The organism is Kribbella sp. NPDC048837 (assembly GCF_055586945.1).
In genome coordinates, this window is the sequence record NZ_JBVJHF010000005.1 from 335478 (window position 1) to 353125 (window position 17648).

A 17648-nucleotide genomic window follows, 5' to 3' on the forward strand; every position below is an offset into this window, starting at 1 on the left:
CTCACGCCTCCACCTTGATCAGGGCACGGATCCAGAACGACCCCACGACGATGAGCGCGGCACCGCCACCGACGAGCATCACGCCGATCGGTGTGGTGAACAGCGGACTCATGTACTCCGGTTTGCTGAACGTCAGCCAGGCACCGAGCACGATCGGCAGACCGACGATGATGTAGCCGGACAGCCGGCCCTCCGCACTGAGAGCCCGCACGTGCCGGCGGGTCTGTGCGCGTTCACGCATGGTGTCGACCGTGTTCCGCAGAACCTCGGCCAGGTTGCCGCCGACCTCCCGCTGGATCCTGGTGGCCATCACCACCCAGCGCAGGTCGTCGCACTCCATCCGGTCCGCGACGTGGTCGAGCCCGGTCTCGAGGTCGACGCCGATCCGGGTTTCCGCCAGCGCGCGGGAGAACTCGCCCGCGGCCGGTTGGGTGCCGTCCCGGACGACGGCGTCGACGGCCTGCGCGAGCGAGAACCCGGAGCGAAGCGATCCGACGATCAGCTGCAGCACATCCGGGAGCTGCTCGCCGAAGGCAGCGCGGCGACGCCCGATGCGGAAGCTGAGGTACACGCGCTGAACGAGCCACCCGGCAACGAGTCCGATCGGCACGCTCAGCAGCCCGTTGACACCGAGGAGCATCAGCGTGGTCACCAGCGCGGCCGCGCCGCACAAGACCAGTACCACCCACTCGGCCGGCTTGCGCTTCAGATCCGCGAGATCGAGTCGATGCGCGAGGCCTTGCTCGGCACCACTCGACCGCAGGACCTGGCCGACGAATCCGACCGCGGTCCGCGCGGCGGCGCCCCCGGAGTCGTTCGCAAGGTGCTCGTCGCGCCGAGGTCCGTAGTGGCCCATCTGCTGGAGTAGCCGGCGCGTCCTGTCCTCCCGGACACCCTGCCAGCGCAGGAGAACCACGGCGAGCAGCACCACCAGGAAGACGCTGCAGAGCAAGGCGAGAAGCTGCCAGGACCACACTGTCCGATGAGAGGTCGCGGACTGGCCGGTGTGCGTCGGCGTCGGGGTAGCTGTAGCCGGTGCGACGGCGGCGAAGGTCACCGCAGTCGTTGCGCTGACCGAGCCGATGGTGACGCGCAGCATGACGCGACGACCGGCCAGTGCCTCGGGCACAGTGACGTCGATCTTCGTCCGCGCGGTGAAGTTGCGTGCCACGGCCGCGAAGGCAGCCGTCAGCTGACCGGCGTTCTGGGCTGTCAGCGTTCGCCCGCCCGCGGCCGCCGCGATGTGCTGAGCGGCTGAGGCGTCACCGCTCCCGTACCGGAAGGCAACCACGTCAGCCGGGATGCGTTCGGCGGCAAGCCGGCCGGTCACCGACTCGAGCGATGCCTTGCTCGACGTGTCCACACCGTCGGACAGCACGATCAACCTGCGCTGAGCCGACGGGCCGAGCCGAGCGGCATCGAGTGCCGCGACTGCTGTCTGCACTGCGTCGTACAGAGCTGTGTCTCCGGTGGCCTCAACCTGCGCCAGTGCGGTGCGGATCTGAGTGCGGTTCGTGGTGGGCCGGACGACGAGTCGAGGCCGGTCCGAGAAGGTGAGCAAGCCCGCCTGTACGTCGTTCGGCAGATGTGCGAGGTAGCTCAGTGCGGCCTGACGCGCGGCAGTGATTCCCGAGCCGGCCATCGAGCCGCTGGTGTCCAGCACGATCACCACTGCGCGCGGTGGAGCCGCTGTCACCGTCGTACTGCCGACCGGTGTGACTTCTGCGGGCAGTACGGTGCGTCCGGCCACGACCCGGACTGTCGCGGAGCTCAGCGTCCCCGACACGTTGGCGGTGGTCAGAACGAAGCCGGCATGACCTGGGCTGACCTGCACAGAATCGATCCGCGCCGACGGACCGTCGGCCGCGTGTGCGACGGTCGGCAGAACCACCGCCAGACCCACCACGGCAGTGCCCAGCAGTGCGCGCAGTCGCGAGGTCCTCATCGCGGGACCTCTTCCAGGCCGAACATGCGCGGTGACACGTACACGCCCCGATCGGCGAGCCGGTCCGAGAACCCCGGGCGCAGGCCCGTGGCCCGCAGGCAGCCGCGGAACCAGCCGCGCTCGTTGACACCGGCGTGGAAGTCGAACAGAAACAGGTCCTGCAGGGTGATGACGTCACCCTCCATACCGGTCACCTCGGTGATGTGGGTGATCCGGCGCGTCCCGTCCTTGAGCCGGCTCTGGTGCACGATCAGGTCGATCGCGGACGACATCTGCTCACGGATCGCCCGCTGCGGCAGGTCGACGCCGGCCATCAGCACCATGGTTTCCAGGCGGGACAGCGAGTCCCGCGGTGCGTTGGAGTGCACGGTCGTGATGGAGCCGTCGTGGCCGGTGTTCATGGCCTGCAGCATGTCGAGCGCGGCGCCGTCGCGAACCTCGCCGATGATGATGCGGTCCGGGCGCATCCGCAGCGCGTTGCGGACGAGGTCCCGGATCGCGATCTCGCCCCGCTTCTCCACGTTGGACGGCCGGGACTCGAGGCGCAGCACGTGCTCCTGCCGCAGTTGCAGCTCGGCCGCGTCCTCGATCGTGACGATGCGCTCGTCGTCGGGCAGGAAGGACGACAGCACGTTCAGCGTCGTCGTCTTGCCGGAGCCGGTGCCACCGCCGATCAGGATGTTCAGCCGGCCCCGCACACAGGCGTGCAGCAGCTCGGCCACCGGCCCGGTCAGCGTGCCGAACGAGATCAGGTCGTCGACGGTGAACGGATCCGCGGCGAACTTCCGGATCGTCAGCAACGACCCGTCCAGCGCGATCGGCGGTACGACGGCGTTCACCCGGCTGCCGTCGGGCAGCCGGGCGTCGACCATCGGGCTCGCGTCGTCGACGCGCCGGCCGACCCGGGAGACGATCTTGTCGATGGTGCGGCGCAGGTGGCTCTCGTCCGTGAACGCCGCCTCGACGGCGACCAGGCGCCCCTCGCGTTCGACGTAGATCTGGTCGTGACCGTTGACCATGATCTCGGAGACCCCGGCGTCGCGCAGGTACGGCTCGAGCGGGCCGTGGCCGAGGATCTCGTCGGCGACCTCCTGGGCGACACGCGTCCGGTCGGCCGCGGTCATCGGGGTGTCGTCGCGCTGCAGCACTGCCTGCAGGGTCTGCGTGACCTGCTGCTCGAGCTCGCGCTGGTCGAGGTGGGCGTCGTACAGCTTGGGACCCAGCGTCTCCAGCAGTCCCTGGTGAACGCTGCGCTTCACGCCGGCGAACGGATCCGCGTTCCGCGCCGCACGGCGGGGTACGTCATCGGCCGTCCGCGGGCTCGGTGCGCCGGTGGGCACCGACCCGGCGGAACGCTGGGCGAGTCTCTCGGACAGGTCCATCATCGCCTCCCCGCACCACGTCGTGCGAACGCCTTGCTCCGCGCCGGCGCGGACTGGCTCAGCAGCCGTTCCCGGGCGAACCGGGTGATCGCCTGGCTGACCGGATGGGTCGGCGTACCGATCACGATCGGAGTGCCTTTGTTGATGGAGATGGGAACGCTGCGGCTGGACGGCACGTGGGCGTTGATGGCGCTTCGCACGACGCGCTCGACGTCGCTCGCGGACAGCCCGACCTTCGAGTCGGATCGGTTGACGATCACCGAGCGGATGTCGCGCGAGTAGGACAACAGGTCGAGCATGTCCAGCGCGATCCGCAGGTTCTTCATTGCCGGTGTATCCGGGGTGGTGAGCAGCACGTGATGGTCGGAGACATCCATCGCGGTGAGCACGTGCTCGCTGAACTGGGCCGGGGTGTCGACCACGACGTAGTCGTACATCCCGCGCAGTACGGCGAGCAGTTCGCCGACGAGCGTTGCCGGGATCTTCTCGGCGTCGCCGGGCGTGACCGGCGCCAGCAACATGTCCAGCCCGGGCCGGTACGGCGTCAGCAGCGAGGCGGCTCCGGTCGTGTCGAGGTGGCCGGCCATCGGCAGCGCGTCGCTGATGGTGCGTACGGGCTCGAGCTGGACGCAGATGGCCACGTCGCCGAAGGACAGATCGAGGTCCACGACGCACACCCGGGTGACCTCGTCGGCAGCCAGGGCCGCGGCGAGGTTGATCGCGATCGTGGTCTTGCCGCATCCGCCCTTGGCGGCGAACACGGTGATCACCTTGCCCTGGTGCGCCGGCTCCGGGTCGTCAGTGGCGCGCACGTGCCCGGACAGCTCCCAGGAGCGCTCGCACGCCGCGGCCAGTGCCGCGTTGTCCCCGGCAGTGACCACTTCCCGTACGCCGGCCCGCAGTGCATCGGTGAGCAGGGCGATGTCGACGTACTCGCGCACCAGGATCACACCGGTGGTCGGCCGTTCCAGCCGCAGGTGTGCGGCGAACCGCAACGCCTCGACGGTGTCGGCGTCCGGTCCCACCACGACCAGGTCCTCGGCAGGGTCGTTGCTCAGGGCATCGAGCGCGGCGCCGAGATCGTCGACGCGGCGGACGGTCCCGCCGAGGCTCGAGATCGCTTCGTCCGGCGACACGGCCGGCTGGCACAGGATGGTCATCGTCCTTGTCCTTGCTTCGACTTGGCCGGTGGGAACTGGGGTACGACGTGGTCGTCGGGCTTGATCTGCGCGGTCGGACCGAGCAGCGCCAGGTACGGCAGCCCGGTCTGGGTCAGCAGGATCAGGCGTTCGGCGTCGTCCTGGTTCACCGCGACCGTCACCAGCGTCAGGTCGTTCTGCGCGGCGTTGCCCTGGGAGAACGAGCTGTTGGTGGTCTTGGCATCGTCCTGCGCCGTGGCCGCCGAGGCCGGGCCGATCGCGATCACCCGCACCTTGGGCACGACGACCCGGGTGTTGCCGATCCCCTTGCCGAGTTGCTGCTTGTGCTGACCGGTGCAGTTCGGCTGCGCACTGACCTCGCCGGTCGAGCCGGCGACGACGGTGCCGAACACCGCGACCTGGGACCCGACCTGGACGTTGCCGGCGACCGCCTCCGGACCGCACAGCGTGATCGTGACCGCGACCTTGCCGTCGGGAATCGTCAGCCCACCGGTGGCCTGCTCGGCAGACACCAGCATCGACTTCCGCAGCAGCTGACCGGCGGCGAGATCGGACGAGGTGACGAACGACTCCTGGGCCGGGTCGATCTCCGTGATGGCATCCGACGACACCGAGGAGGCGGGCAGGGTTTCCTTGCGCAGCGACGGTTTCGCGTCGCGGGCCGTGGTTCCGGACGGGATCGCCTTGTCGGCGACGAGCACGGTCACCGGCTGCTGGCCGGCCACCGCGCGGGCGTCCGCACGATTGACGTAGACCAGCACGGCACCTGTTCCGAGGACGGCCAGCGCCACCGCCAGCACGATGGTCACAACTCGACGTTTCATTGCTCTCTCTCTTCCGCTGACGGGACTAGCCGGCGAGCCTGATGGCGGCCGCACCGAAGTAGGTGCCGCCCCCGATGGTGGTGGTCACAGGCACGAGGGCCTGGGTGAAGTGCCCGAAGATGCAGGACGGAGTCGTGCCCCCGTTCGGGCAGTCCGCCTTCGTGAACGGCGCGGGGATCGCGTCCTTGAGCGGATTCATGTTCGCGTAGCCGGTGAGGACGAACGCGGCCAGTCCGACCAGGTGGTACGTCGCACCGCTGCCCGACCCGGTGGTGGTGTCGAAGATCGGGATGAAGATCGGCGTCCCGTTCGCGACGTACGACGTCAACGCGTCCTGACACGCCTTGGAGAGGTTCTTGCCCGGGTCGCTGCCCGAGATGATGCCGCTCTGGGTGAGGTCGACCGCGGCGGTGCATCCGCCGATGTCGTTCAGCCAGCCGAACTCACCGGGCGCGCTCAGGCCGGCGCAGGTGGGAGCGCTCGGCGCGTCGCGGACGAAGATCCGGACGTCGACGCCGAACCTCGGCGGCGTACCGGCCGTCGCCTGGGTCCAGGCACACAGTGAGAGCGTCATCGCGAGCGAGTTCGCGGTCTGCAGGGCCGGTCCCCACATCGCCCGGGCGCAGGCGAGAACCGTGCTGCCCTGGTAGCTCGCGTTTCCGGCGAGCGCACGAGCGAACACCGGTGGCAGCAGCGAGGAGCCGCCTGTTGTCTTGGTGGCCGTGTGGACATCGACGTAGTTCGTGCCGGCCGACGGCGCGGCCGGGCAATCGACCATGGTTCCCGAGGACGCCGGGCAGCCTGGCAGGCCGTTCCGCGCGTCGTGGCCGCAGACTAGGGTCACGGCGGAGACGCCGTCCTTGGAGTTGAGGTTCGCGTAGGTGGCCGCCGTACCAGGTGTGCAGGAGGAGCCGGCGACGACGCAACTCTTGGCGACGGCGATCGAGCCGGCGTCGGCGCCGTTCTGCAGCTCGGCGCGCTCCTGGTACAACATGCCGACGTCGATGGTCAGCGCGGCCATCCCGAGCAGAACGCCAGTGGAGAACAGCATGCCGACCAGGACGCCGAAGGCACCTCGGTCGTCTCTGCCGAGCAGGCGCAGCATCGGCCGGACCAGCGGCGGGACTAGGTTTCGCATGGCATGACTCCCCGGGCGGTCAACGTGGTCTGGCCGCTCAGGCCGGAACCACCGAAGAGGCCGACGAGATAGCCGAGCCCCGGCGTGAACTGGAAGTTGTAGCTGGTTTGGACCGCGCCGTTGCTGGTCGGACCGGCTCCGGCCGGGCACGCCGACTGGATCGCGACGCCGACCGGACTCAACCCGGTCGCGGCAGCCTGGGTGCGGCCCGCGACGTTCGGCTGCCCGAGGGCGACCAGGCGAGCGCCCTCGCGGGCGGCCTGGGTCAGCGTCTGCTGTGCGTTGAGCATCCGGCCGAAGTCGACGATGCCCATCACGAGCAGCAGGAGCAGCGGAAGCAGCAGCGCGAACTCCACAGCCGTGGCGCCGCGGTCGTCGCCTCGTCTCGGATGCATGCGGTCTCTCCCGGTTTCAGATAGGTCAGAAGGCACCGATGACGCCCGCGTACAGCGCGGCGACCAGGGGGCCGAGGATGACGACAGTGGGAACAACGACGATCGCGATCAGCGTCACCAGCAGGCCGTACTCGACGAGATTCGCGCCGCGGTCGTCGTGTCGCAGCGAGTCGGTGAGGGCTCTGACGAACCGCACGAGCTCGAACATCGGAACTCCTACCTCCGCAGGTCAAAGGCAAGGAAAAGAAGAAGGGTGGAGCCTGGGCACTGGCGGCCCGGCCGGTCCGGCCGGGCCGCATCACCCCGCGATCGAACTGGATGGATCGGCAGATCGTCCGGGTGGTTCAGAGGTTGCCGGCGATACCGGTGAACAGCGCGACGATGGCCGGGCCCAGGATCAGCAGCGCGGGAACCACGACGACGGCGATCAGGGCCACCAGCAGGCCGTACTCGACCATGGTCGCGCCACGGTCGTCGCGGCGCGCCTGGTCGAGGCGGTTCTGCACTGAGGCGAGCAAGTTGCTGAACATGTGAAGCTCCTTCTGCTGTCGGCGGGACGGACCCACCGGGTTCTCGGTCGAACGGCGATCTGCCGATCGGTACCGAAACGGTGCGGCATCGTCGCCCCGGCGCGGCATCGGCCGACCGGTCAGAAAGCGGCGACCGATCGGCTGACACGGCCGACCGGCCGGCCGACAACCGGTGACGTGCTTGTCAGGCGATCGGACGACACCGTCGGCCGGTCGGTCCGGCTTCAGGTGCCGGTCGGTCAGTTCTGCCGTCGCGTGGTTCCTTCGCCCGAGCGGGCGCCGTTAGCTTGCGAGCATGGACGTCATTTGGGCAGTGGCCGGGGGAGCGATCGGCTTCGTCGCCGGCATGGCGCTACGCAGCACGGTGTTCCGGCTGTCGGTGGCGTCCGGCGAGTCCGCGCGTACCACTTGCTCGCGGTGTGCGGAACCGATCGGCGGACGCTTCGTGGTGCGATGCGCGCACTGTCGAGGGTGGCTCGGTGTGCCAGTCGTCCTCGAGCTGGTCACCGCGGTGGTGCTGGCCTTGCTGCTGTGGCGGTTCGCAGGTCTCCCGGAGGTGGCTCCGTTCGCCTTTGTCGGTGCGCTCGGCGTGGCGCTGGCAGCGATCGACATCGCCGTCCAGCGGTTGCCGGACCGACTGACCCTCCTGCTGTATCCAGGGCTGCTGGTCTTGTTCGGACTCACCGCGGTGATCGACGGGCACCCGGCGTACCTGCTCCGTGCGCTGCTCGGCGGACTGACGCTCGGCGGCGGCTATCTGGTGCTGGCGATCGCCAGCCGGGGGCAGCTCGGTGGCGGCGACGTCAAACTCGCCGGCGGCCTCGGCATCGCGCTCGGCTGGCTGGGCTGGCCGACCCTGCTCACCGGGGCCGCGCTGGGCTTCCTGCTGATGGCAGTGGTCACCCTCGCGCTGCTGATCGCCCGCCGGATCACCCTCCAGCACTCCATCAGCTTCGGCCCCTTCATGCTCGCCGGAGCCCTGCTGGCCGTTCTCGCCGGCTGAAGTGAATCTTTGTCACTTAGTAACCAAGCGTTCAAGTACTTCGGGTGGAAAGCACCTGGACGGATCTCGTAACGGACAGTAGGTGCGAGCCGATCACAGTGGCAGTAGGTGATCTCAAACCATCTCCAGCTGGGGGCTCACAGGAGATATAGCGCGGGGGACCGTTATGCGGAGCTCGATCAAAGTCGTCGTCATCGACGGTCACACACTGACCCGGTACGGGTTGATCCGGCTCGTCAGCGCCGATGCCGATATCACCATCGTCGGTGAATGCGCCTGCGCCGCCGAGGCGGAGGATCTCGTCGCGTCGGTCCGTCCGGACGTCGTGGTGCTGGACGTCGCGTTGCCCGACACCGACGGACTCCAGCTCGCCCGGGAGCTCCGCGACCGCCACACCGAGCTCGGCATCGTCGTACTCACCGCCCAGGCGCAGGACGACGTACTGTTCCGGGCGCTGGAGACCGGTGTCTCCGCCTTCGTCGACAAGACCGCCCCGAACGCCGAGGTTCTCGGGGCGATCCGTCATGCCGCGGTGGCGGCCGCGTCCTTCACCGCGACCGGCCTCGCGCATGCTCTGGCGCGCCGCACCCAGGTCACCAGTGGGCAGTTGATCGGCGGCATGGGCGGCACGGGTCTGGCGCTCAGCCCGCGCGAGTGCGAGGTGCTGTCGCTGCTGGCCACCGGCCTGTCCGTCCCCGCGATCGCCGTCTCGCTGTTCGTCAGCCTCTCGACGGCCAAGACCTACGTGTCCCGGGTGTACGAGAAGCTCGGCGCCACCAACCGCGCCAACGCGATCATGACCGGCCTCCGGCTGGGCCTGATCGATCCGGAGCTCAGCGTCCCGGCCTGACCCGCTGTGACGGGTGGCTCGCAGAGACGAGTCTTTGACGCGGCAGCAAGCATCATGAGGCGGGCTCAGCTGGATTTACGGGGTCGAGTTGAGCCGGCCGTTCGTGCTGCCGCGCCCGAAGACCCCGTCTCCGTCGCTTGCCGGAGCATCTCAACAGAAGCAGCAGCATGAACCTCCGCCTTCGGGCCACCGTGGCCGGGACCATCCGCCCTGCGCGCAGCCAGTTCCGGCATCCACTAGACGCCTTCTCGGCGACACCACTCTCGGAGAGTTACTCTCTGCCGGGACGCACGTACTTGGAAGTGCGTACCGCACGACGAGGAGACTCATGCCCACCCGCACCGCCGCACAGCTCCGCGAAGAGGCAGCCCGCGAGTACGACGCCTTCCTCGGCACCGGCCCCGCCCGGCAACTCCTCGACCGCATCATCGACAAATGGGTGACGCTGATCCTCACCGCCCTGGCCGACGGCCCCCAGCGGTACTCCGACCTCTCCCGCCGCACCGCCGGCGTCAGCCAGAAGATGCTCACTCAAACCCTGCGCTCCCTGGAACGCGACGGCCTCCTTACCCGCACAGTCACCCCGTCGGTCCCAGTCCGAGTCGACTACGAACTGACCCACCTCGGCGAGACGCTGATGCCACTGATCGCCGCCATCAAGTCCTGGGCCGAGTCCCACATGCCCGAAGTCACAGCAGCCCGAACCGCCCACGACAACGCAAGCGCGACCGCATGACCCCGCCGGACGGGCGTGAGCGCGTCGGTCTGAGCTCGTCGGACCAGGGGGACCGCATCGGTCTGGGTTCGTCGGACGAGGGGGAGCGCGTCGGTCTGGGTTCGTCGGACGAGGGGGACCGCGTCGGTCCGGGTTCGTCGGACCAGGGGGACCACGTCGGTCCGGGTTCGTCGGACCAGGAGGACCGCGTCGGTCTGGGCTCGTCGGACCAGGGGGACCACGTCGGTCCGGGTTCGTCGGACCAGGGGGAGCGCGGCAGCGGGGCGTCGTCGGATCGGCGGGTGGTGGTGCTCGTCGTACCTGCGTTGGGTACGTGGGCACCTCCCGGCCGTGACCCCGAGGCGTGGCGACTGGCGCTGGCCGAGGACACGTACGAGGTGCTCGCAGCTCTGGATCGCGTCGACGTGGCAGTCGCCGTGTCCGGTGGCTCCGACTCCACACTCGCCCAGGTCGGCGACCTGACCTGGCCCGGGACACCCGTCTACGCCGTCGACCCCAACCGCCCGGTGCTCGACGCGGTGGAACTCGCCGGCCCGGCCGCAGCAGTAGTCGCCGTCTCCCACGACGTACCCGACCTGCCCGGCCTCCTCATCGGCAAACTCTTCCGCGCCCTCAGTACTGCGGACATCGCCGTCACCCCCGCCGAAGACGGCTCGCTAGCGGCGATCGGCGTCAACCGCCCAACCGCCGACTGGGTGGCAACCCTCGCCCCCACCTTCGACACCCCACTGTCCGAACTGGAGTCCCACAAACCCCGCCGGCACGCGGTCGCGATCGGCCCAGGCTGGCACCGTCTGCAATCATCCGCTGACATAGCGCGACTGGATCCCGGCCTCGAGGGCTGGGACGCCACAAGATCCCTACTTCGTCGCTCCTGACCCGTCACCTTCCCGCTCCCCGCTCGTTCACCAAGCAGCGGGACACTCCTGGGGGGAGTCCGGACTGATCACCGATGCCGTTCAGGGGCGGCACGCGGCCCAGCCCACCCCCGCCAGGGGTCACCCCCACGGGTCGCACCCGGGGAAACCCCAGCCCCAACCCCACCCTGACGGGGCGAAGGGCACCATCCACGGCAACCGCACGGGATCTGCAGTTCAAAGCAAGGTATGTGGGGGATAGCAGCACAACACGGGGGATAGGCACCACCACGCGGCTAGTAATGCAACGGGGGCTTCACAGGGATCGCAACGCAACCGGGGCTCACGGGCATCGGCAGTACGACGGGGTTCCACGGGGGATCGCGATAAAACGGGGGATTCACGGGGGCAGCACAACGGGGAATCGCAACACCGCAGGCACGAGGGGATGCTGCGCGGCACGGGGGACGGATAACACCACGGGGATCACACGGGGATCGGTAGTAAAGGGGGACTTCCACCGGGGGATCGGCAACGCAACGGGGGCTCCACGGGGATCAGCGACACAACGGGGATTGCACGGGGGATCAGCAGTACGACGACACCCAGGGGGATCGGCAGTACGACGAGACCCACGGGGATCGGCAGTAGGACGGGGATTGCACGGGGATCAGCAACAGCACGGGGGGTCGCAGTACAACGGGGATCGGCAGTGCAGCAAGAGAGCGGGGGGCTGCGCCGCACGGGGATGGCGGTACAGCGGGGGATTGTGGGCAGGGGTAGGGAAGCACGAGGGCTCTTCTAGAGGCAGGTGGGCCGGCTGAATCAGCCGGCCCGCAGCTCAGCCACACCCGACCACCCCGAACTCCTCCCCGAAGAAGGACCTGCGAGCGCCGCACGACCGCGGGCGGCACGTGCTCCAGGTGCGCGGGACCCGAGCATGCGAGACCGCGGGAGCCCGGGACTTGTACCGCGCTCGTCTGTCATTACCGGCGGCACCCAGACCTGTGACGGCGCAGAACCTCAGACACGCGATCCTGCAGGTGTGCGGGCCCGCGAGTGTGCGGGACGGTGAGAGCCCGGGACTTGTACGGCGCCGTCGCCGAACGCCGCAACCACCTCGGCCAGCCCGTCGGTCCCCTTGGCCGCTGGACCGCGAATGTGCCGGCGGCACCCAGGCCCTGTGACTGCGCGGGAAACTCAGGCAAGCGGGTCCTGCAAAGCCCGGACCGCGAGTGCGTTCGCGGGGAGCCGGAGTATGTGACCAGCGCAGGACTGCAGGGGGTGCGAGTCCTGCGGGCGCGTGGGTGCTGGCCGCGCGGTTAGTTGGGGTGGATGCCGTACTTGATTAGTTCATTTTCGACCAGGTGGAGACCCTGTTGGCCGGGGAGGGCGTCGATTTTGGCGTCTACCTTGCGGACTTCGGCCAGGCCTTGGGCGCCGCCGTACAGGTAGTTGAGCATGTGCTTCACCTCGGCGGGCGGCATGATCGTCGAGCCGACGATGCCCCAACCTTTCGACAGGGCGAAGCGGGCGATCTTCTGTGCTTTCTTGCTGCGCAGCAAGCGGTCTCGCGCCTGACTGTTGTAGAACGCGACGTGCCGCGTCTCCTGCTTCGCGATCCGCTTGAGGATCTCGGTCAGTACCGGATGGCTCTCCGACTGGATCAGTCGCGTGTACGCCGAATGCGCGCACCACTCGTTGATCGCGCCCCACGCCATGTGGGTGGCGATGAAGTCCTCGCCGATGATGTTGGCGAGCAGTGACTGCCGGATCGGTGCCAGGCGGTCGCGCCAGCCGAGGCGGGAACGTACTGCGCGCGTGTGTTCGGGGCCGGTTGGGATGCCGTGCCGCTGGAGGATCTCGTCGAGCACCTCGCCGTGCCAGTACTCCTCGAGGTTCCACATCGTCAGGAAGACGGTCACCTCTGGATCGGCGTGGGACGGCGTGACGAGCAGATCGCGCAGGTAGCAGACGGTGTGGGTCTCCACGTCGCTCATGTAGCTGAGGCAACGAAGCGCGTCATCGGACAGTGGCTGGGTCTCGAACGAGGACATGTCGAGGTCATCCCAGCGGATGCGGATCGAAGTCTGGGCGTAGTGATCGATGTCGAAGCTCACGAACATCCTTCGGCGCACTAGGGCGACCGGATGGCCGCAATCCGACGGTGACAACGAGCGTACGACCATCCCCCGACCCACCGCCACGACTTCCGCAACAGCCAGCGGATGGCGGTTGCACGGGACCTGGTGCCGCACTGCCACCACGCGTAGGGGCTCGGGACTCAGCAGGTTGTGGACCAGGTGTTCGAAGGACTCGGGCGGTCAGGTTTGCCGGCTCGGGCAGTGAGGACAGCGCCTCGGTCGCCACGGCTGGGAGGGGTGATGAGGTGGGGAGCTCAGTCAACTGACGGCTTGGGGACGGTGGCGTGGTCGATCGTCTAGCCAGTGGGCAGCGGTGATGGCGTTCTCAGCCCCACCGGGTCGGGTGCAGACGGGCGGCCTAGCCGTGATGGTCGGGGGCTCGGCTCGACGGCCGAGGAGAGTCCGTGATGAGGAGGTCGCGTGCTCCGTCGCCCCGCAGGAGAGGCAGTGTGCGGCGCCAGCTATCGGGTCCGGGGAGCGGTTTTGAGGTGGCGGTGCGCTCGGTCGACTATCCGGCCGGAGGAGAGCGGTGGTGTGGCGTCCCCCAGTTAGCTGGCCGAGGGCAGGTAGTGCTCGGTCGACTACCGGGAACGGGATGCGGGGTGGGCGTGCTCTGGCAGGCAGCGGGTGGGGCGGTGGTGCCCCCTTGACTGCTCAATGGAGGGACGCGGGTGAGGGTAGGGCCTTGGTCAGCTAGCTGGTCGGGGAGTGGTGATGAGGTGGTGGGCTTGGGCGGCTAGTTGTTGGACGGTGGTGTCTGTGTCGGCTGGGAGGGCGTTGAGGGGGAACCAGGCTAGGGCGTGGGACTCGTCGCTGACGGTGTAGTTGGTTTCGGCGGTGGCGGTCACGAGGAACTGGACGTCTAGGTGGTAGGTGCCTGCGCAGCCGCCGGCGAGGATTTGGTGGCGGGAGAGTAGGAGTGGGGATGGGGTGATTGTCAGGTTGTTGAGGCCTGATTCCTCGGTGGATTCGCGGAGGGCTGCGCCGGCCAGGGTGGTGTCGCCGGGTTCGCAGTGGCCGCCTAGTTGGAGCCAGCGGCCTACTGTTTTGTGCAGGGTGAGTAGGGCTTGGGTGCCGGTTGCGTCTACGACTAGAGCGCTTGCTGTTATGTGCTCAGGTCGGCAGCTTCGCCACATGCCGTCCGCGTGCTGTGCCAGGTGCTGGAGATAGTGCTCGCGCAGCCTTTCCTGCTCAGGATCGGGCGCAGTCCAGCTCTCCAACGTCGTTACCGCATCCGCGTGAAGCATCCGCCAAGTCTCCACCATCCCGCTCGAGCTCAAGCAGGCCGCCCGAGCTCACCCGCGCAGTCCCGCCTGGAGTCACTCGCGGCCGTTCAGCTGGTACGGAGGTGCGCGGGTAGGCGACCCGGTAGGCGTCCGGTCTGGCCGGGCTGACCGTGGTCCGGCCGGGTACGCGGACGTACGAGCGCGCCGGCTCGGGCGTACGGCCGTCCACCTTGAGCCAGTTGCGTCCCGCAGAGTGGTGTACGGCGTGGTGGTGGCTGACCTGGGTGTGGACGTGGGTGCGGTCACCGCGTGATTCTTCGAGGAATCTCTCACAACCCACTCGAAGAGAAGAGCACTGCGATGACCGCATCACCCAGTATCGACCCTGCCGAGTTCCTGCACGAGCATCTCGAGCAGGCCAGCCCGGACCTGCTGCGGGAGTTGATGGAAGGCTTCATCAACACGCTGCTGTCCGCGGATGCCGACAGCGTGTGTGGTGCCGCGTTCGGGACACGTGACCCGGACCGGGTGAACTCCCGCAACGGGTATCGCCACCGTGAGCTGGACACGCGGGTCGGGACGTTGGATGTCGCGGTCCCGAAGCTGCGCGAAGGCAGCTACTTTCCCGACTGGCTGCTGGAGCGGCGCCGTCGTGCGGAAGCGGCTCTGACGTCGGTGGTGGCGACGTGTTACCTGCTCGGGGTGTCCACTCGGCGGATGGACCGACTCGTGCAGTCGCTGGGCATCACCGGGCTGTCCAGGTCGCAGGTGAGCGTGATGGCCAGGGATCTGGACGAGCTTGTCCGCGACTTCCGCGAACGACCCTTGGCCGAGGGTCCGTACACGTTCCTGGCTGCCGATGCGTTGACGATGAAGGTCCGCGAGGGTGGCCGGGTGATCAAGATCGCGGTCATGGTCGCCACCGGCGTCAACGCCGACGGGTTCCGCGAGATCCTCGGCGTCGCCACCAGTACCGCGGAATCCGGTGCCGGCTGGAACAGCTTCTTCAAAGATCTCGTCGCCCGCGGCCTGAACGGCGTCGCGTTGGTGACTTCCTACGCGCATGCCGGGCTAGTCGACGCGATCGGCGCGAACCTGCCCGGAGCCTCATGGCAGCGCTGCCGCACCACTACACCGCCAACCTCATGGCCACCTGCCCCAAGCACGCCTGGGGCGGGGTGAAGGCGATGCTGCACTCGGTGTTCGACCAAATCGACGCCGAGGCCGTCCAGGCGCAGTACGACAAACTCCTCGACCAGATCCAGACCACCCTGCCCGAGGTGCATGCCCACCTCGATGACGCCCGCGCCGACGTGCTCGCCTTCACCGCGTTCCCACGCGATGTCTGGCGCCAAATCTGGTCGAACAACCCCAACGAACGGCTGAACCGCGAGATCAGGCGCCGCACCGACGTCGTCGGAATCTTCCCCGATCGCGGCTCGATCATCCGCCTCGTCGGCGCCGTCCTGGCCGAACAACACGACGAATGGGCCGACGGACGCCGCTACCTCGGCCTCGAAGTACTCCACCGCAGCAGACTCACCCTCATCAACACCACCAACCCCGAGGAGGACACCCAGCCCGCCGGCGCAATCAGCGCCTAACCAGACAACGACGAATCACCAAACGTCGTACACCACTCCATAGGACTTGACCCCTGAGCCCACCACAGTCCGCCCGGGCTCACCCTGGTCCGCCCGGCATCACGGGGTCCACACGGTCCGCTCGGTGCTCGACCGGTCCGGCCGCGCTGGCCGTGGTCCGGTCGGCGCGCCGGTGCGACATGGTCCGCCCGGTACTCGACGGTCTGACCGGGCTGAACGTGGTCCAGTCGGCATGCCGGTTCGTGGGTGTACGACCAGGCCCGCCGGGGCGCGACTGGTGGCAGCTCGGGCGGTACTGCCATCCGCGCGAGCCCACGCCGCCTGCCGCAGCTCACCGCCGTCCATGTGGGCTCATCGCCGTCCGCGCGGGTTCCCCGCCGTCCGCGCGGGCTCATCGCGGTCCGCCCAAGCCAACCGCCGTCCGGCCGAGCCAACCGCCACCCGCCCGGAGTCGGCGTGGTTCGCACGGGGCGTGGGCTGTGGTCGGGCGGGTTGGGTGCTGGGGGCGGGTGGGTTGGGGGAGTTACTTGGTTGGGTTTTCGCCTTCGTCGTTGGGTGGGGGCTCGTTGGGGAGGAAGTCGGTGATGTCTATGTCGGCTAGTTCGCCGGCGTGTTGGGCGAAGCCGATGGGGTCGTCGAGGTCGGCGGCGCTGGGGAGGAGGTCGGGGTGGGACCAGAGCTCGTCGCGGCCTTCGATTCCTCGGGCGTCGCGGACTGCGGCCCAGAGGTTGGCTGCGTCGCGGAGGCGGCGGGGGCGTAGTTGGAGGCCGACGAGGGTGGCGAAGGTCTGCTCTGCGGGGCCGCCGGCTGCGCGGCGGCGTCGTACTGTCTCGGCGAGTTGGACGGCGGAGGGCATCCGGTCCTTGGTTGCTTGGCGTACGACGTCGTCGACCCAGCCCTCGACCAGTGCTAAGGCGGTCTCAAGGCGCACCAGGGCTGCCTTTTGCTGCTCGGAGTCCTCGGGCTCGAACAGGCCGCCTGCGAGTGCCTCCTGCATGGCCTCGGGATTCTGCGGGTCGATGTCGGCCATCGCGCGCTCGATCTTGCCGGTGTCGACCTCGATCCCGGCGGCGTAGTCGGCGACCGCTGCCAGCACGTGCTGCCGCAGCCACGGCACGCCCGCGTACAGGCGCTGGTGGGCGACCTCGCGGAGGGCCAGGTAGAGCCGCACGTCCTCGTCGGTCAGGCCGAGGCCCTCCGCGAACTTGGCGACGTTGTCCGGGAGCAGGATCGCCTGACCGGTCGGGCCGAGCGGCAGCCCGATGTCGGACGAGCTCACGACCTCGCCGGCGAGCTCACCCAGCGCCTGACCGACCTGCGCACCGAAGACGGACCCGCCCAGCTGCCGCAGCATGCCCGCCATCGGGCCTGCGAACTGCTGAGCCTCGGCCGGCAGGGCATTGCCCATCGCGCCGGCGACGTGCTCGGCGACCGGGTCGACGATCGTCTGCCACACCGGCAGCGTGTTCTCGACCCATTCGGCCCGGCTCCAGGCGGCGGAAGTGGCGGACACTTCGGGCAGCGTGGTCGCCTCGTCTAGCCAGTGCTCGGCCAGCCGGACGGCGTCCGACACCCGATCGGAGTCGGCAGGCGTGATGGAGCGGTCCCCGGCGGCGGAGACGGTCTTGCGGGCGATGTCCTTGGCCAGATCCCAGTTCACCGGCTTGCCGTCGGTCGAACCGCTCAGCAACTGCTGGACCTGGGCGAAGATCGCGTTCAGGTCCGGGGTGCCGCCCGCGCCGGCCGCACCCGAGAACTGCTGGAACATGGCCTCGAACGGAGTTCCCTTGAACGGGTTGTCCGGTTCGTCGCTCATCGGAGTGGGCCTTCCTGTGCGGTGGGGCGTACAACTCC

15 protein-coding genes and 1 pseudogene are annotated in these 17648 nt (G+C 68.7%); 5 read left to right on the forward strand and 11 right to left on the reverse strand.

Annotation, left to right across the window (positions count from 1 at the left end; translation table 11 throughout):
• Window position 1 precedes the first annotated feature (1 nt).
• The 8 genes from ACZ6O0_RS25045 to ACZ6O0_RS25080 all read right to left on the reverse strand — a co-directional run bounded on the left by ACZ6O0_RS25045 (window position 2) and on the right by ACZ6O0_RS25080 (window position 7374).
• The gene (locus tag ACZ6O0_RS25045; RefSeq protein ID WP_465767394.1) at window positions 2-1945 is read right to left on the reverse strand and encodes a VWA domain-containing protein; all 1944 of its coding nucleotides are present in this window, start codon (window positions 1943-1945) and stop codon (window positions 2-4) included.
• Window positions 1942-3327, reverse strand: coding sequence for a CpaF family protein (locus tag ACZ6O0_RS25050; RefSeq protein WP_465767395.1), 1386 nt, complete (start codon window positions 3325-3327; stop codon window positions 1942-1944). Before ACZ6O0_RS25050 ends, ACZ6O0_RS25045 begins: the two co-directional genes overlap by 4 nt.
• Window positions 3327-4487, reverse strand: a complete 1161-nt coding sequence (locus tag ACZ6O0_RS25055; RefSeq protein WP_465767396.1) for an AAA family ATPase — start codon at window positions 4485-4487, stop codon at window positions 3327-3329. The genes ACZ6O0_RS25050 and ACZ6O0_RS25055 overlap by 1 nt, the downstream gene beginning before the upstream one ends.
• Window positions 4484-5311: a Flp pilus assembly protein CpaB gene (gene cpaB / locus ACZ6O0_RS25060; protein WP_465767397.1), complete on the reverse strand. Its 828-nt coding sequence runs from the start codon at window positions 5309-5311 to the stop codon at window positions 4484-4486. Before cpaB ends, ACZ6O0_RS25055 begins: the two co-directional genes overlap by 4 nt.
• Before the next feature lie 25 nt (window positions 5312-5336).
• Entirely contained in the window at window positions 5337-6449 is a 1113-nt protein-coding gene (locus tag ACZ6O0_RS25065; RefSeq protein WP_465767398.1) for a pilus assembly protein TadG-related protein, read from the reverse strand.
• Window positions 6437-6844 (reverse strand): TadE/TadG family type IV pilus assembly protein, encoded by a 408-nt coding sequence (locus ACZ6O0_RS25070; RefSeq protein WP_465767399.1) that lies wholly within the window; start codon window positions 6842-6844, stop codon window positions 6437-6439. Before ACZ6O0_RS25070 ends, ACZ6O0_RS25065 begins: the two co-directional genes overlap by 13 nt.
• A 25-nt stretch (window positions 6845-6869) precedes the next feature.
• Window positions 6870-7052, reverse strand: a complete 183-nt coding sequence (locus tag ACZ6O0_RS25075) for a Flp family type IVb pilin (RefSeq protein ID WP_465767400.1) — start codon at window positions 7050-7052, stop codon at window positions 6870-6872.
• Between the two features lie 136 nt (window positions 7053-7188).
• A complete protein-coding gene (locus ACZ6O0_RS25080) occupies window positions 7189-7374 on the reverse strand; it encodes a Flp family type IVb pilin (RefSeq protein WP_465767401.1) in 186 nt (61 codons plus the stop codon).
• A gap of 295 nt (window positions 7375-7669) precedes the next feature.
• Between ACZ6O0_RS25080 and ACZ6O0_RS25085 the strand changes: the two genes are divergently transcribed.
• From ACZ6O0_RS25085 to ACZ6O0_RS25100, 4 genes are all read left to right on the forward strand, one after another.
• Window positions 7670-8377 carry a prepilin peptidase gene (locus ACZ6O0_RS25085; protein ID WP_465767402.1) on the forward strand — a complete coding sequence of 236 codons (708 nt, stop codon included), beginning with the start codon at window positions 7670-7672 and terminating at the stop codon, window positions 8375-8377.
• A gap of 166 nt (window positions 8378-8543) precedes the next feature.
• The gene (locus ACZ6O0_RS25090) at window positions 8544-9227 is read left to right on the forward strand and encodes a response regulator transcription factor (RefSeq protein ID WP_465767403.1); all 684 of its coding nucleotides are present in this window, start codon (window positions 8544-8546) and stop codon (window positions 9225-9227) included.
• Between the two features lie 328 nt (window positions 9228-9555).
• Window positions 9556-9963 carry a winged helix-turn-helix transcriptional regulator gene (locus ACZ6O0_RS25095; protein ID WP_465767404.1) on the forward strand — a complete coding sequence of 136 codons (408 nt, stop codon included), beginning with the start codon at window positions 9556-9558 and terminating at the stop codon, window positions 9961-9963.
• On the forward strand, window positions 9960-10841 hold the full coding sequence (locus ACZ6O0_RS25100) for a DUF2064 domain-containing protein (protein ID WP_465767405.1): 882 nt from the start codon (window positions 9960-9962) through the stop codon (window positions 10839-10841). The genes ACZ6O0_RS25095 and ACZ6O0_RS25100 overlap by 4 nt, the downstream gene beginning before the upstream one ends.
• Window positions 10842-12142: 1301 nt before the next feature.
• Here the strand turns inward: ACZ6O0_RS25100 and ACZ6O0_RS25105 are convergent.
• Both ACZ6O0_RS25105 and ACZ6O0_RS25110 read right to left on the reverse strand, forming a co-directional pair.
• Window positions 12143-13078, reverse strand: coding sequence for a ferritin-like domain-containing protein (locus tag ACZ6O0_RS25105; protein WP_465767406.1), 936 nt, complete (start codon window positions 13076-13078; stop codon window positions 12143-12145).
• Window positions 13079-13653: 575 nt separating this feature from the next.
• Window positions 13654-14211 carry an NUDIX hydrolase gene (locus tag ACZ6O0_RS25110; RefSeq protein ID WP_465767407.1) on the reverse strand — a complete coding sequence of 186 codons (558 nt, stop codon included), beginning with the start codon at window positions 14209-14211 and terminating at the stop codon, window positions 13654-13656.
• Window positions 14212-14550: 339 nt separating this feature from the next.
• Between ACZ6O0_RS25110 and ACZ6O0_RS25115 the strand changes: the two are divergent.
• A pseudogene (locus tag ACZ6O0_RS25115) lies at window positions 14551-15794 on the forward strand (IS256 family transposase).
• Window positions 15795-16317: 523 nt separating this feature from the next.
• On the opposite strand, the gene ACZ6O0_RS25120 reads toward ACZ6O0_RS25115, so the two are convergent.
• The gene (locus tag ACZ6O0_RS25120; protein WP_465767408.1) at window positions 16318-17610 is read right to left on the reverse strand and encodes a zinc-dependent metalloprotease; all 1293 of its coding nucleotides are present in this window, start codon (window positions 17608-17610) and stop codon (window positions 16318-16320) included.
• Window positions 17611-17648 lie beyond the last annotated feature (38 nt).

Coding starts and splice junctions, on each gene's coding strand:
- ACZ6O0_RS25045 (WP_465767394.1), bottom strand. CDS start 1,945: ATGAGGACCTCGCGACTGCGCGCACTGCTGGGCACTGCCGTGGTGGGT.
- ACZ6O0_RS25050 (WP_465767395.1), bottom strand. CDS start 3,327: ATGGACCTGTCCGAGAGACTCGCCCAGCGTTCCGCCGGGTCGGTGCCC.
- ACZ6O0_RS25055 (WP_465767396.1), bottom strand. CDS start 4,487: ATGACCATCCTGTGCCAGCCGGCCGTGTCGCCGGACGAAGCGATCTCG.
- cpaB (WP_465767397.1), bottom strand. CDS start 5,311: ATGAAACGTCGAGTTGTGACCATCGTGCTGGCGGTGGCGCTGGCCGTC.
- ACZ6O0_RS25065 (WP_465767398.1), bottom strand. CDS start 6,449: ATGCGAAACCTAGTCCCGCCGCTGGTCCGGCCGATGCTGCGCCTGCTC.
- ACZ6O0_RS25070 (WP_465767399.1), bottom strand. CDS start 6,844: ATGCATCCGAGACGAGGCGACGACCGCGGCGCCACGGCTGTGGAGTTC.
- ACZ6O0_RS25075 (WP_465767400.1), bottom strand. CDS start 7,052: ATGTTCGAGCTCGTGCGGTTCGTCAGAGCCCTCACCGACTCGCTGCGA.
- ACZ6O0_RS25080 (WP_465767401.1), bottom strand. CDS start 7,374: ATGTTCAGCAACTTGCTCGCCTCAGTGCAGAACCGCCTCGACCAGGCG.
- ACZ6O0_RS25085 (WP_465767402.1), top strand. CDS start 7,670: ATGGACGTCATTTGGGCAGTGGCCGGGGGAGCGATCGGCTTCGTCGCC.
- ACZ6O0_RS25090 (WP_465767403.1), top strand. CDS start 8,544: ATGCGGAGCTCGATCAAAGTCGTCGTCATCGACGGTCACACACTGACC.
- ACZ6O0_RS25095 (WP_465767404.1), top strand. CDS start 9,556: ATGCCCACCCGCACCGCCGCACAGCTCCGCGAAGAGGCAGCCCGCGAG.
- ACZ6O0_RS25100 (WP_465767405.1), top strand. CDS start 9,960: ATGACCCCGCCGGACGGGCGTGAGCGCGTCGGTCTGAGCTCGTCGGAC.
- ACZ6O0_RS25110 (WP_465767407.1), bottom strand. CDS start 14,211: ATGCTTCACGCGGATGCGGTAACGACGTTGGAGAGCTGGACTGCGCCC.
- ACZ6O0_RS25120 (WP_465767408.1), bottom strand. CDS start 17,610: ATGAGCGACGAACCGGACAACCCGTTCAAGGGAACTCCGTTCGAGGCC.